Origin of the sequence: Mesonia sp. K7 (genome assembly GCF_003233725.1) — a bacterium.
In the GTDB taxonomy this organism is placed as follows: domain Bacteria; phylum Bacteroidota; class Bacteroidia; order Flavobacteriales; family Flavobacteriaceae; genus Mesonia.
Window position 1 is genome coordinate 1 of record NZ_QKQV01000018.1, and the last position, 13,997, is coordinate 13,997.

Consider the following 13,997-nt stretch of genomic DNA (forward strand, 5'->3'; position numbering starts at 1 on the left):
AAATGCTTCGGAAAACTTACGTTGTTTCTTGATTAATTTTAAATTAGCTTTCATATAAATTGACTTTAGTGGTCAACCTATATCAGGGACGTACAACGATTAACTATTAACTATTCACCACTAACCATTAACTTTCAACTAAAGGCTACAGCCATTTCTTCCTTTTAAAATACCAAATCATGATAAAGAAAACGATAATCATAGCACCCCAAAGGTAAAAGTAGCCATATTTAAATTGCAGTTCGGGTATGTATTCAAAATTCATCCCGTAGATTCCAGCCATAAACGTAAGTGGAATAAAAATACTCGCCATAATGGTCAAGACTTTCATCACTTCATTCATTTTGTTGCTAATGGTCGTCATATACATATCCATCAATCCCCAAATCATCTCTCGATAAACCTCTATGTTTTCAGAAACCTGAATGATGTGGTCGTTTAAATCTTTGATGTAACTAAAGGTTTTGGGTTCAAAAAGCGGACTTTGTGTGTTTTCGATACGCGAGATCACTTCGCGTAGCGGATTGACTGCTTTTCGCATTTTGATGATCTCCCGTTTCATTTCCTGGATGTCTTGTGTGATGTCTTCACTGGAGTTTTCAATAAAGAGGCTTTCCTCAAGATTTTCTACTTTTTCTCCTAAGTTTTCAATCACCAAAAAATAGTTATCGATGACAGCATCCAAAATGGCATACGTCAAATAATCTGCACCGGAATTACGAATACGGCCTTTAGCATTTTTTATCCTTTCGCGTAAGCCGTCAAAAACATCGCCATCGGCTTCCTGAAAAGTAAGCACATAGTTTTTACCCATTACCAAGCTCAAATGCTCTTTGACAAACTCTTGTTGGTCGTCAAAATAAATCATTTTAAAAACGATAAATAAGTAGTCTTCGTATTCGTCTATTTTGGGGCGTTGTTGGGTATTGACAATATCTTCAATCAAGAGCGGGTGAAGGTTGTAGTGCTTCCCGAGTTTTTCGATTTCGCCCGTATTATTCAACCCATTGACGTTTATCCAGGTGATGTTTTCGATGTCTTTATAACCAAAAGCTTCTTCGACATCATTCACATGCTGCACCAGGATTTTGTCGGGGTCGTAGTCAAAAATTTCGAGTATGGTCTCTTGGTTGGATTTTTGCCCGACGTAGGTTACTTGTCCAGGCACTTGGTTCAGTGCCGTGTTTTTGACTTTCTGCTCTTTTTTCTTATGCTTTCGCTTTAGTTTTGCCATAGGCTTATGCGCAGGTTTTCTGAGGTTCCAAAAGTTGAATGTTGTCTAAAATTCTGTTCTTTACCAAATTCATCATACGTTTGTTGAGCGCCGAAGAATTCTGAATGTAAACCTGATATTCCTCTATGGTGAACTGTCCAATCACCATTCCTTTTAGACTGTTACGGAATTTCATGTCTTTCTGAATCGCATTTTCTACATACAAAAAACGTTTTTCTAGGCTTAGCGAATAAAAAACATTTTTATGTTTTTGAATATAATTTTTAAAAGCCTCAATCAATAAGTACTGTTGAAGCTTAATCACAGGGCGTAATGTAAGATTTTGAAATCTTTCGTCTGCACACATGTTTTTTTCAAAGTCAACCTCTTGAATTTCAGGTCTCAAAAGAAGTAAATGTTCATCTCTGTTTTCCATAATAGTAAGGTTTTACTAAAATTACAAAACCTAACCGCTGGTTTTAAGCAGAAACAAAAGAGGTTATCAACTAGTTTTTCACAATTTTAAGAGAACGTTATCGGTTCCAAAATCTTCATATGGTAAAGATTTCTTAACTTTATTTTTCAAATAAAAACTTATGATGAGATCGATTAATCCTTATACAGGAGAGGAAATAGAAAAATTTAAACAAGACTCCAAAAGTGAGGTCAATAAAAAAATAAAAAAGGCAGACAAAGCTTTTGAATTTTGGCGCATGCTTTCTTTCGAAAAAAGAAAGCAATACATTCTAAAGGTTGCCAAAGTGCTAGCATCACAAAAAAATGATTTTGCCGCGGTAATTTCAAAAGAAATGGGAAAACCCATTACACAAGCTATCGCAGAAATAGAGAAATGTGTTTGGGTGTGTCAATACTATGCCGAAAATGCTAAAAAGCACCTCGCAAAAGAAAATATAAAAACCGACGCTGCTGAATCTTATATTACGTATGAGCCTTTAGGCGTTATTCTTGCGGTAATGCCCTGGAACTATCCTTTTTGGCAAGTTTTTAGGTTTGCTATTCCTGCGCTTATGGCGGGAAACACCTGTGTTTTGAAACATGCCAGTAACGTCATGCGCAGCGCTTTAAATATAGAGCAGGTGTTTAAAGATGCCGGTTTACCCGAAGGTTGCTTCGAAAACCTTCTGATTTCTAGTAAAAAAGTAGAACACGTGATTACCAATAAACGTATCAAGGCGGTGACGCTTACGGGAAGTAAACCCGCAGGAAGCGAAGTGGCTGCGTTAGCTGGTCGAGAAATAAAGAAAACGGTGTTGGAATTGGGCGGTTCGAATGCGTTGTTGGTTTTTGAAGATTGCGATATCGATAAAACGGTGGATATTTGTGTGCAAGCAAGATTTCAAAACACTGGGCAAAGCTGTATTGCTGGCAAACGCTTGTTAGTTCACGACAGTATTTATTTGGAATTTATCGAAAAGTTTATCACCAAAGTCCGAGAACTGAAGAGTGGTGATCCTCTTGAAGAGGATACTTTTGTAGGGGTTATGGCAAAAAAAGAATTTGCCGAAAACTTAGAAAGCCAACTCAAAGCAAGCCTTAAAAAAGGAGGGAAGCTGGTTTTAGGCGGAAAGCGTAACAAAAGTTATTTTGAACCAACGGTAGTGATCGATGTCAAAAAGACATCGCCTATTTTTAAAGAAGAAACCTTTGGTCCGGTGATCGGAGTAACGCCTTTTAAAAATGATATGGAAGCTATCGATTTACTCAATGCGACGAATTTTGGTTTAGGGGCAAGTATTTTCACCAAGGATTTAGCACGTGCCAAAGCGATGATTCCCCATATTCAAGACGGAGCTGTTTTTATCAATGGACTGGTCAAAAGTGACCCACGTTTGCCTTTTGGCGGCACAAAAGAATCCGGTTACGGACGTGAATTATCGGTCGCGGGAATACGTGAATTTGTGAATATAAAGACCGTAGTGATCCAGAAAGGCTAGGGGTAAAAAAATTTAAAAAATAGAATTGTATTATTTAAAAGTATTAATATATTTGCACTCGCTTAACGCAATGGTCTCGTAGCTCAGCTGGATAGAGCATCTGCCTTCTAAGCAGACGGTCACAGGTTCGAATCCTGTCGAGATCACGAATAAATTGAAAAGCAAGCTAAAATATAAAGCTTGCTTTTTTATTTTAGCGGCTTTTCAATTTTTAAAGCGGAACGCTTTGGGATCTTCAATCCTGTCTACAAAAATTTAGATACTTAAAAAGTAGTTACCAAACTTGTTTGAGTTTTTTTTTTGACGTTATTTTCAAAGCGAAACGCTTTGGGATATCCAATCTTGACAAGGAAATTTATTTTCCAAAAATTTTCTAGGTATACTATCTTCGTACCTACTATCTAGGAGGTAATTAAAATAATTTAAAAATAAATAATGGAAGAAAAACCATTACTATTTAAGAAAAAGGGATTTCCCACGATCAGAGTTTTTGATAAATATTTTGAAATTAAGGCAGTGGATTATTGGGAGTTTAGAGTATTTGAATATGCTCAGGTTAAGGACATCATCTATTATGATCCTAATAAAAAATGGTGGAATAAATTATATATTTTGACTTCTTTCACTGCTCAAATATTCGCTAAAGATGATCCGTGGATTTTAAAGGTTATAAAAGCTAATGGAGGAGATTGGGATTATAAAATTTCGCCTATATCAGATCCTTATTTTAGAAAAGTCATTGGGATTATAAAAAATAAAATCAATAAAGATTTGAAATAATCATTTACTCTATCTAAATTCCTGTCATGCTATTTTAAGAATAGACATCAATCAATTGATTAAAAGCAAAAAAAGCCAAACTATCCAGTTTGGCTTTTTATAAAATACTATTTAAAGTTTAGAACCTAAACCCAACCGAAAATAGTACGCGTTGGTCTTCATCACTTACATAATACCCGATATTGGCCGTTAAGGCATTAAAACCATTGACGAATACCGAACCACCGTAACTCGTATGCCATTTTTCGGAATTGTCGTTATCCAACCAGACTCTACCGTAGTCAAAACCTCCGGTAACCCCCAGTCTGATGGGGACAAAATTGGTTTTAAATTTGGTTAATCCGACCCGTAGGTCCGTGGTTTGATAAAAAGAAGTTTCTCCTAAAAAGCGGTCATTTCTAAAACCTCTTAAACTTTGGTTGCCACCCACGGTAGCCGCGTGGTAAAATTCGTATTGGTCCCCAATGATAAAATCTGCCTCCGCTTTGGTTGCTATTACCGCCGCGCCACTTTCGTGGATCGGGTAGATAAAGGACACTAGTGGATTTACATAAGCAAATTGGTTATCAAACTCGCTATCGATCGTACTTTTATAGCCTCCGTTGATCCCTAATTCAATTCCTCTTCTGGGGTAAGCAATTAAAGTACCCTTGTTGTTATAGTTCAACCCAACTTCACCACCCGCATAAATTTGATGGCGGTAGACATCGTTGGTGCCGATCGGCAATTCGTCGATCAATTGGTTGTTATCACTTTCGTTAAGCTCAAAACTTTCGATAAGCGGCTTGACATAAAAAGAAAGATTCGGATTGTTTTTATACATCAGGGAAGGAGCAAAGGACCACTGTTGCATTTCTACACGGTTATAGTCCCTATCAATATCGTTGTCATATTCGGTTTCATTACCGACCCCAAAATAGTTAAGAGCATAGCTTTCATTAGTGATTCTGGCTTCAATCCCAAAATTCCAATTATTGAAAAAGTGGGCAAACTCTCCAAAATAGTTCAATTCCAAACCGTTTGTTGCGGAGTAGTAATTCAAGGAGGTGGTATGTTGTATGGAAAAAGGATTTCTTACCAAGCCATATTTGGTCCATACATGGGTCAAACCCGCTTTAAAACCAGCGTCAGGATCGGATCCTACCACAGGTAAAAATGAACTGGTGGTAAAAGTTTTCTTGGTGTAATTATAGTTATTGGTATCGTAATCGTCGGTTAAGCGTTTTATACCTACATTTTTAAAAGTATTGTCTTTCGAAACGTAATCATACACGCGGGTCTTAGTAGTTCTATCAAAATCGTAAATATCATTTTCTTCACCCCCTAGTATTTTGAGTTTTATAAGTCGATTGCCATCTCCTGAAATTTTAAACGTATCATCTCCATCGAGCCCATATACCCATACTTCTTTGGTTTGATCTTTGGAATACACTACGCTTCTGACCATTTCATCGTCCTCTAAGATTTCGATACGGGTCACTCCGTTATCCTCTCGAGTAATGTTAAAGGTATTGTCTTCGTTGGTTCCAACAATTACTTCGTGCTTCTTGAAATACTCAAAATAATCCCTAGTGATGTCCACGAGATTTTTTCTACGTTCTCGTAAGGTCACTTTGATCTGCTCAATGGTTTCATCTTGTGCGTCTGCAGGTAAATTTTCACGGAAAGAACGTTCGATTACTTCATCGGTGATTTGGGCTTGGACATATTTTGCTTCCCTTTCCCAATCTTCCCAAGTGGCTTCGTTGATAAACAATTTATCAATCGGATAACCGGCATCGTTAAACCATTTGGTGCTTTTAACTGTAGGCTCGTAGGTTTGCATCACTCTCAACGCAGGAACACCTATTTTTAGGAGACCTACCATAAACCCATCGTACTTGGAGTAGGGTTGATCGCGGTCTCTAGGGATGGCTTTGTATACTTTTTTGCCATCTTCTTCAAACTCAGCCCAACGCCACTGGTCTTGGTGTCGGTCCCAATCACCCACCAACATATCAAAGATACGCGCTCGTATGTAAGTGCTTTCATCAATCTTGACATCTTTGTCATCCTGAAATTTGAGGATCATATCTTTGGTGCTCAAGATATCATCTGCATTTCCAAAAATCTCTAAATCTTTGTTTTCGTCTCCCACATGGGCTTCAAACATATAGAGTTTATCCCCATAATCTTCATTAAACACCCCTAAGTTCTTCTGTTTAGGAACATAAAAGATTTTGGGTTTGGCGTGGTAGATGTCTACTTGATCCAACAGGTCATTGATCGAATATGTCGCATAGGGGTGAGCCGTGGTGTAATAATCCTTGACCAAATCTTCGGCAATGGTGTTTTGCATATAATCGATCACATAGTGATCCTTGATACTCGCCTGGATAAAACGCACGGCACTTTTCTCTAACTCTCTAATGGTATACTCGTGATCGTTCTCGTCTCTTAGTCTAAGTGATCGTGATTGTTTTCCGCCGCCTTCTGTAATCGCCACAGGATTGTTCGGTAGATCGTCTAAGAACAATACTGGAACTTCAATTTTCTTGCTGTAGACCTCCCGATAATGATCTCCCCAAAGCAACTTGTACAGTCCACTTTTATCGGTTTCTTCTTCGGTATACACAGAAGCTTTGATGGTGGGACCATACGTACTTTTATCTTGCCAATCGACCTCATCAATCGTGATCCTTTTGCTTTTGATATTTTTAGAAAAAGACAATCGGAATTGATTATTGTCTTCCAGCGTATAAAAATCTACTTTAGAACTCCCATCCTTATAAGCGGTGAGTTTGGAGAACCCGTTTTTCTTGCTCGCATAATGCCCTTTATCTTCTTTGGCACGAGCCCCTTTAATCTTATGGCTAGCCCCACTAATGATTTGAGGTACCCCATCGTCATCTAAGTATTGTAGGTTACGATGATTTCCAGAAACAAAAATAACATCGTTAAACTGTTCCGCTAAGGTCTCTAACTGCCCTATTAACTCCTGCATTTTTGTGCTATAATAATCCTGACTTGAAAAGCCACCCATACGACCGATAAATCCTTTTTTATTATTACTCAAGACTGGGTGGTGTATGGCCACGATGATAGTCTTGTTTTGTTCATCTTTCAATTCGTCCTTAAACTGGGCGATAAAATCCTTTCTCGTTTTGATCTCACATTTGTTATTGATATAAGGGTGGTCATCCCAATCTTCGAGATACCATTGCGAGTCGACCATTACGAGCTCCACCTGATCACTTAAAGTCTCCCGTTCAATCGGGCAACCGTCGTTGGGCCAAAATTTAGCTTCGCTATTGTCCTGAAGGTAAGATTCTAAATCGTCTATACTTTTATGACCTTTTGCATTCCACTCATTTTTACCGGGTATAAAAATGATTTTTCCTTTATAGCCTTTTAAGGGTTCTAAGAGGCTTTCCTTTAAGAATTTTTCTTCGTTTTCTCGACCATTATCCTTATCGGGATAACCTACCTTTCGGGTAAGGTTCCCTAAAACAACAACGGTAGAACTGTCTTGGCCTTCTTTAGAAAACTCTAAAATTTTTCCAAGTACTTGATCACTCACAGAATTTTTTTCTACACCAGTATTGGCCGTGAAGTAAATGGTGTGTGACACCTCTTTTTCTTCTTGTGCAAAAGCAAAAGCGGTCAATAAAAAACTTAAAATTAGGGGAAGGAAATTTTTTGATCTTGGGTAAATTAGATGCGTCATATGATGGTTAAATATTAGTTTATTACGTAAAGGTTAGAAAAAAATGTGAATAGTAAATTTTTTTTAACGCTTTGTTATAATACTTTAAAATACTTTTTGAAACTTTAACATTTACCTCACAACCCCATATAGATACTAATCTTTATTCCATAAACTATCTACAAAATAATGTTTACAATCCTTGAAATTTTCTTTGACCTGAAAGCCTGTTTTTTGCGCCATGGTTTCAATTTCCGAAAGACTATACTTTTTGGATATTTCGGTCCAAATCAATTCATTTTGTTGAAAACGAATCCCCTTGTTTAACTTTTTAAAGGTAACGATTTGTTCTTTCAGGCTTACGATATAACTTTTTACTTTTCCGTCGTCAGGATTATAATGGCAATAAAAATCAAAATCATCCAGTTGGAAATCTGCACCTAGCTCTCGATTCATGCGGATCAATAAATTCATATTGAAGCGTTTGGTAATCCCATGTGGGTCGTCATAGGCATTTTGTATCGTCCGCGGATTCTTCCGTAAATCGATACCGATGAGCAATTTGTCATCCGTTTTCATATTTTGATTGAAAAGCCTTAACAATTCTAAGGCATCTTCTTTGAGGTAGTTGCCAATATTACTTCCTAAAAACAGCAATAGGCTAGGCCATTGGCTGTCGTTATTTTGTTGGAGGATTTCAAAATAATCGCCTACTTTGGGCTCAATCATGATGCCAGGAAGTTTTCTTTTGAGCTTCTCGACCAATATGTCCATCGCTTCTTGTGAAATATCAATCGGGATATAATTGAATTGAATGCTACTTTTTGTAAGGTACTCTAAAAGTTTAAAGGTTTTAAAACCATCGCCTGCGCCCAATTCAATAATGTTAAAAGGTCGATTGAATGCTAGTGCCTCAGTAATTTGTTTCGCTTGTAAAGATAGGATTTCAAATTCGCTATCGGTGAGGTAATATTCAGGCATGTTCATAATTTCCTGAAAGATCCTGCTACCGTTATCGTCATAAAAATATTTAGAGGAAAGATGTTTTTCAGCAGCGGTGAGCCCATCTATCACATCCTTTGCAAAAGTGTGGTTCATATTATTTAGCTAGTCGTATACCAGAAAACTGCCATCTCATATCTGGATGAAAAAAATTCCGGTAGGTGTTTCTACTGTGGTTTTTTGCGGTAGCTACAGAAGCACCCCGTAAAACCATTTGATTGATCATAAATTTACCATTGTATTCTCCTAAAGCACCAGGAGCTTTTTTAAAGTTGGGGTAGGGAAGGTAAGCACTATTCGTCCATTCCCAAAGTTGTCCCCAGTTAAATTTTTGCGAAGCAATTTCCCATTCAAATTCGGTAGGTAACCTCATTTTTTTCCATTCCGCGTAAGCAAAAGCCTCATAAAAACTAATATGGGATACCGGTTTATTGTTTTCTACAGGAACAAAACCATCGAGGGTATAATAATGCCACTTATTTTTAACCTTATGCCAATAGAGTGGAGCTTCTATTTGATTTTGTTGGATGAAATCCCAGCCTTCTGCATGCCATAAATTAAAATCTTGGTAACCACCACTTTCTATAAACGCTATATATTCTTGGTTGGTGGTCAGTTGTGAACTTATTTGAAAACCTTCTGAATAAACCTGATGCCTTCCTAATTCATTATCATAACAAAACCCATTAGCTTTATAACCAATTTCATACAAACCTTTATCAATCGTGATCAAAGCTGCTTTTGAGGGAACAGCTTCTAACTGGACGTTATTACTTATACTGGGAAATGTAGGTTGATTTCCTAAAATATACTTGATATCGTAATAAAAGAGTTCTTGGTGTTGCTGCTCGTGGTGAATGCCCAAAGTAACTACCTTCAATGCTTTTTGAGAAGGATTGTTTTGGAAAAACAGCATCATTTGTTCATCGACATAAGCGCGATAATCGTACACTTGCGCTACAGTAGGTCTAGTCATGAGTCCGCGATTGGGTCGTAAGACCCGTTCTCCCGCGTTGTTGTAATAACTATTGAATAAGTAAGCAAAGTCTTCGTTATATACGCTGTAGTCTTTTACAAAACTCTTCAATACAAACTGTTCAAAAAACCAAGTGCTGTGTGCCAAATGCCATTTGGGCGGAGATACAAATATGGCAGGTTGTACCGAAAAATCTTCTGTCTTTAAAGATTTACAAATAGCTAAAAAACGTTTTCGGGTATTTATATATAGCTCTTGAATGTTCATTAAAAAGTGCTTCTCTTTTTTAGCATCCGTAAGATACACAAAAACTTTTTGCACACAAGTCTGAATGCTATAAAGTATCCTTAAAAAAACGGATCAGGTATTTTTTCACCACTTTCTTAAAAAAATTATATTTGTGTAACCAATCCATCTTTCTTGTTATGCCAAAAAACACCTCTATTCAGCCGATTACACCCTGGGAGCAGGAAACCATCACCATCACCGAATCAAGGGAGATCCGAAGACTACAACTCAACACCTTTTCCGACGAAATTGGAGAGGCCTTAAATGTAAACAAAGGTTTGCTCTATACCTTTAAAGGTTTAACCATAGCACCAGGGAAAACCATCAGGAATTATCTAGGAATAGGAAGGTATAAGGTGATGAATCCCTTAAAATATTTGTTGGTCCTGATGACTATCTTTTTATTGATTGCTATTCCCGGCGGTTATTTCGAATCGATTGAAAAGCTACAAGAAATAGGAGGTATAAATATAGAAAATAATGGCAAAAATGTCACTTCAGCAGAAGCCCAAGAAGTGCAAAAAATGATCATGGATTACATGCATTATTATCAAGAATTATTCGCTAACTATTTTAACTTTTGGATGATCTTGACCGTAGGTTTTATTTCGGTATTTTCTTATTTATTGTATAAGAAAAGAGGTTATAATTTTTTAGAACACTTAGTCGTCAACCTTTTTGCCCAAGCCCATGTAGTCATTTTTATGATTGTATCGGCAATTTTTACTCCTTTTGTTTCTTTTGAAATAAATTCTATGCTCATAGGAATCACTACTTTTTTGGGGTACCTTTATTTTATATGGGTGTACAAGCAGGTATTTCAACAAGGTTTACTGAAAACCATTATAAAATCTACCATCGCCTATGTATTTGGCGCCTCTATTTTTTCAATTCTTCTTGCCATGATCATTTTTGTGATCTTTTTTATAACACATCGGGAAACCTTTACGGCTATAGGTTTCTAAGTGTTTTTATGCTATGAGGTGATAAATGATGATACTTATATTTACGAGGAGGCTTAAGAGCAAGGCATGAAAAACCACTTTAGGCTTTAAATTGGCCAATACCGTCGAGTTAAAGCCCATGCAGGCAACCGTAACGATGAGTAGTTGTAACATTTCGGTAAATCCGTGTCCTTGCATTAACGCCAACATGGCTGCGGCAGAACCTATGCAGCTGGATAGAATAATCCCTAAAGGAATGTACATATAAAATGACTCCTCAAAATCGATGTAAAATTTTTGATAGTAATTCATGATATCATTAGGTTTAAAAATGAATATCAAAATTATGTTGGCTATTCAGCTTATTTTATGACCATAATCATAAGGCCTATTTTAGCGATAAACTTTTCGGCTTTTTATTTTTATCATGCCTTTTCTTTCCAAACTTTTGATGGCTCTAATGACCGTTTCGACGCGTAAACCGGTGAGATCGGCAATTTGTTGTCGGGTTAAATTTACCTGAAAAGAAAAAGGCGCCGTCAGTTGATAGATATCGTGTTTTAAATAATCCAGCATTCTTAAAATCCGGTGTTCGGGCTCTTGTGAAGACATTTCGGAAGCCATAATAGATTTATAATACAATCTCGATGCAAGCGCTTCGGTCACTTTTAAATGAATTTCCGGATGCGCCAATAGCAATTCGAAAAAAGCCTCTTTTTTTAATTGAATCAATTCAATATCAGTTATCGCAATTGCATTGGCAGGGTAAGTGATTTGAGCAAAGAGTGGCGGTTCGCCAAAACTTCGTGGAGCCGAAAAAATACCTTGAATAAACTCTTTTCCGTTTTCGAGGTAATTGTTCATTTTTACTTCCCCAGAAATGAGCTGAAAATAATAATGCGCCTGTTGGTTTTCTTTAAAAATAGAGTCGCTTTTGGAAAACGCTTTTCTTTCGCCACCAAATTCATATAACAGGTTTTCGGGAATCATAAGGTATTTTTAATGAATGTAAAGTTACGAATCATGAGATGATCCTACATAATAGGCTAAGGGAAAACTTACAACACAAGTATAGCTTCCCCCTAGTAAAAGCAGGGATAGTGTATAGCTGAACCGATGCTAACCCGATACTCCTTCGATGCTGGCTCGTATAAAGTCCCTGTTTACGGGGAAACTACGGTCTAGTATCGAAGCAGCATCGGTTTAGCTATAGGCTTAATAGGGGTGAACTATAAGCTTGCATGGAGGAGTTAGGCTTCTTCTTAGTAGTAAAACCATAGGGTTTATGGAGAAAGATTTTGATTAATAGGCAGGTTTCAAAACCTTGCTAGGTCTTTCACTTCGATTATTCCTGCATTTTTTGGCTTATTGATGACCAAGAACTTTTTGGTTATAGTTTTCTTCATATAAAATTTGAGGTACAAAGCTCCAAAATGAATTAAAAATAAATGCACATCCAACAAAGAGGAGGAAAGCCCATATCTTTCACAAGCACTTTTATCTAGGGGCTTTGAAGCGTAACTTGCCGTAGCGGTTATTTTTTATAATAGAAATAGAAGCTTTTCGGTAGGACCAATTAGTAGAAAGACTCCAATAAGGATGTAAACAAAAGAACCAAGTGGTTAAAAGTTACCCACTCCAATTTCATGTCGATGATTTCTTAAGTCTCAGAATATCAATCATCTGTGTTTTTATCTATGATTTTTATAAAAAAAGGCACAATACTTGGCTAGCGGCATACTCTAAAAACAAACTATATTTATGGGGTATTCTATAGGGCTCATTAAAGAGCCTATTTACGAAACCAGAATAGCACTATTGCCTGATGAAATTAAAAAACTGAAAGCGCAATATCAGGTTGAAGTTTTACTGGAAAAAGACTATGGTACATCCGTAGGTATTTCTGATGAAGCATTTATGGGTTCAGGTGCTGTTCTGCAACCAGTAGAGGTAATTCTGGAAAAAGCGGATTTTATTTTATCGATTAACGATGTGTTATCAGAAGAATTACCTATCCCTCCCAAAGCTAAATTTATAGGTGTTTTCAATGCTTTGTTTTTCCCTGAGCGCTTACAAAAGTATGAGAAAAGTGAAGCTTCGGTATACAGTTTAGATCAACTTCCTAGAACTACTATAGCCCAAACGATGGATGTACGTTCCTCTATGGATGCACTTTCAGGTTATCAATCTATCCTAAAAGCAGCACAACTTTATGGAGATATCTTTCCGATGATGACCACTGCTTCCAAAACTTTACAGCCTGTAAATGTTTTGGTTTTGGGAGCTGGCGTTGCAGGTTTGCAGGCCATAGCCACTGCCAAACGCTTAGGTGCCGAAGTATATGCTTTTGACGTTAGAAAAGCTGCAGGAGAAGAAGTAAGAAGTTTGGGTGCTCATTTTATAGAAGTAGAAGGGAGTACCGAATCCCATAACGCGGGAGGATATGCTGTAGAACAAAGTAGTGATTATAAAAAGCGACAAGAAGAAGAAATTAAAGCAAAACTTGCTTCTACAAATATTGTGATCTGTACTGCAAACATTCCAGGAAAGAAAGCACCGTTGCTTCTAAACGAAGAAAGTTTAAAATGTATGCCCCCTAATAGTGTGGTGATTGATTTAGCCGCAGAGCAAGGAGGGAACTGTAGTTTGACAAAGAATAATGAACTTACTTCCTTTGATTCCATCACTATTTATGGGAACTCTTATTTGTCTCGTGAATTACCCATGGCAGCATCAAAACTATTAGCGGCAAATTTTTATAATTTTTTAAAATATATGATCGAAAAAGGAGAATCGCACGAACTGATCTCCGCTTGTCAAGTGACTTTTAATCTAAAATAATTTTACCATGATTTTATTTTTACAAGAAAATTTAGAAAGCATTTATATTGTATTGTTATGTGTCTTTATAGGTATTGAAGTACTATCTAATGTGCCTACTGTCTTGCATACCCCTTTGATGTCAGGGGCTAATGCTATTAGTGGAGTAATTACCATAGGCGCTATCGCTCTTATGTTACAATTACCAGAAGACACTTCGATTTGGATTCAAATTTTAGGAGGGATAGCTGTTTTCCTAGGAGTTTTAAATATTGCAGGTGGATTTATGGTCACTCAAAAAATGTTACAAATGTTTCAACCAAAATCCAATTAA

At 37.0% G+C, this 13,997-nt stretch carries 12 protein-coding genes and 1 tRNA gene; 6 read left to right on the top strand and 7 right to left on the bottom strand.

Annotation, left to right across the window (positions count from 1 at the left end; translation table 11 throughout):
• Window positions 1–145: 145 nt before the first annotated feature.
• Together corA and DNG35_RS11050 are read right to left on the bottom strand one after the other, a co-directional pair.
• The gene (gene corA, locus DNG35_RS11045) at window positions 146–1,234 is read right to left on the bottom strand and encodes a magnesium/cobalt transporter CorA (RefSeq protein ID WP_111129143.1); all 1,089 of its coding nucleotides are present in this window, start codon (window positions 1,232–1,234) and stop codon (window positions 146–148) included.
• Between the two features lie 4 nt (window positions 1,235–1,238).
• Window positions 1,239–1,649: a glyoxalase gene (locus DNG35_RS11050; protein ID WP_111129145.1), complete on the bottom strand. Its 411-nt coding sequence runs from the start codon at window positions 1,647–1,649 to the stop codon at window positions 1,239–1,241.
• 160 nt (window positions 1,650–1,809) lie between these two features.
• Between DNG35_RS11050 and DNG35_RS11055 the strand changes: the two genes are divergently transcribed.
• From DNG35_RS11055 to DNG35_RS11065, 3 genes are all read left to right on the top strand, one after another.
• On the top strand, window positions 1,810–3,168 hold the full coding sequence (locus DNG35_RS11055) for an NAD-dependent succinate-semialdehyde dehydrogenase (protein ID WP_111129147.1): 1,359 nt from the start codon (window positions 1,810–1,812) through the stop codon (window positions 3,166–3,168).
• 72 nt (window positions 3,169–3,240) lie between these two features.
• Window positions 3,241–3,314: transfer RNA gene (locus tag DNG35_RS11060), tRNA-Arg, on the top strand.
• A gap of 289 nt (window positions 3,315–3,603) precedes the next feature.
• Window positions 3,604–3,948 (top strand): hypothetical protein, encoded by a 345-nt coding sequence (locus DNG35_RS11065; RefSeq protein WP_111129150.1) that lies wholly within the window; start codon window positions 3,604–3,606, stop codon window positions 3,946–3,948.
• A 118-nt stretch (window positions 3,949–4,066) separates the two neighbouring features.
• Here DNG35_RS11065 and DNG35_RS11070 read toward each other — a convergent pair whose 3' ends face one another.
• From DNG35_RS11070 to egtB, 3 genes are all read right to left on the bottom strand, one after another.
• Window positions 4,067–7,654 carry a metallophosphatase gene (locus tag DNG35_RS11070; RefSeq protein WP_111129152.1) on the bottom strand — a complete coding sequence of 1,196 codons (3,588 nt, stop codon included), beginning with the start codon at window positions 7,652–7,654 and terminating at the stop codon, window positions 4,067–4,069.
• 135 nt (window positions 7,655–7,789) lie between these two features.
• Window positions 7,790–8,731: an L-histidine N(alpha)-methyltransferase gene (locus DNG35_RS11075; protein ID WP_111129154.1), complete on the bottom strand. Its 942-nt coding sequence runs from the start codon at window positions 8,729–8,731 to the stop codon at window positions 7,790–7,792.
• 1 nt (window position 8,732) lies between these two features.
• The gene (gene egtB / locus DNG35_RS11080) at window positions 8,733–9,878 is read right to left on the bottom strand and encodes an ergothioneine biosynthesis protein EgtB (RefSeq protein ID WP_111129219.1); all 1,146 of its coding nucleotides are present in this window, start codon (window positions 9,876–9,878) and stop codon (window positions 8,733–8,735) included.
• A gap of 158 nt (window positions 9,879–10,036) precedes the next feature.
• Here egtB and DNG35_RS11085 point away from each other — a divergent pair, with 158 nt between their 5' ends.
• Complete coding sequence (locus DNG35_RS11085) at window positions 10,037–10,864, top strand: DUF3667 domain-containing protein (protein ID WP_111129157.1); 828 nt, start codon at window positions 10,037–10,039, stop codon at window positions 10,862–10,864.
• A gap of 6 nt (window positions 10,865–10,870) precedes the next feature.
• Here the strand turns inward: DNG35_RS11085 and DNG35_RS11090 are convergent, their stop codons facing one another.
• Both DNG35_RS11090 and DNG35_RS11095 read right to left on the bottom strand, forming a co-directional pair.
• Window positions 10,871–11,155, bottom strand: a complete 285-nt coding sequence (locus DNG35_RS11090) for a hypothetical protein (RefSeq protein ID WP_111129159.1) — start codon at window positions 11,153–11,155, stop codon at window positions 10,871–10,873.
• An 81-nt stretch (window positions 11,156–11,236) separates the two neighbouring features.
• Entirely contained in the window at window positions 11,237–11,833 is a 597-nt protein-coding gene (locus DNG35_RS11095) for a Crp/Fnr family transcriptional regulator (RefSeq protein WP_111129161.1), read from the bottom strand.
• Between the two features lie 771 nt (window positions 11,834–12,604).
• Here DNG35_RS11095 and DNG35_RS11100 point away from each other — a divergent pair.
• Window positions 12,605–13,684, top strand: coding sequence for an NAD(P) transhydrogenase subunit alpha (locus DNG35_RS11100; RefSeq protein ID WP_111129163.1), 1,080 nt, complete (start codon window positions 12,605–12,607; stop codon window positions 13,682–13,684).
• A 7-nt stretch (window positions 13,685–13,691) separates the two neighbouring features.
• Window positions 13,692–13,997 (top strand): NAD(P) transhydrogenase subunit alpha, encoded by a 306-nt coding sequence (locus DNG35_RS11105; protein ID WP_111129165.1) that lies wholly within the window; start codon window positions 13,692–13,694, stop codon window positions 13,995–13,997.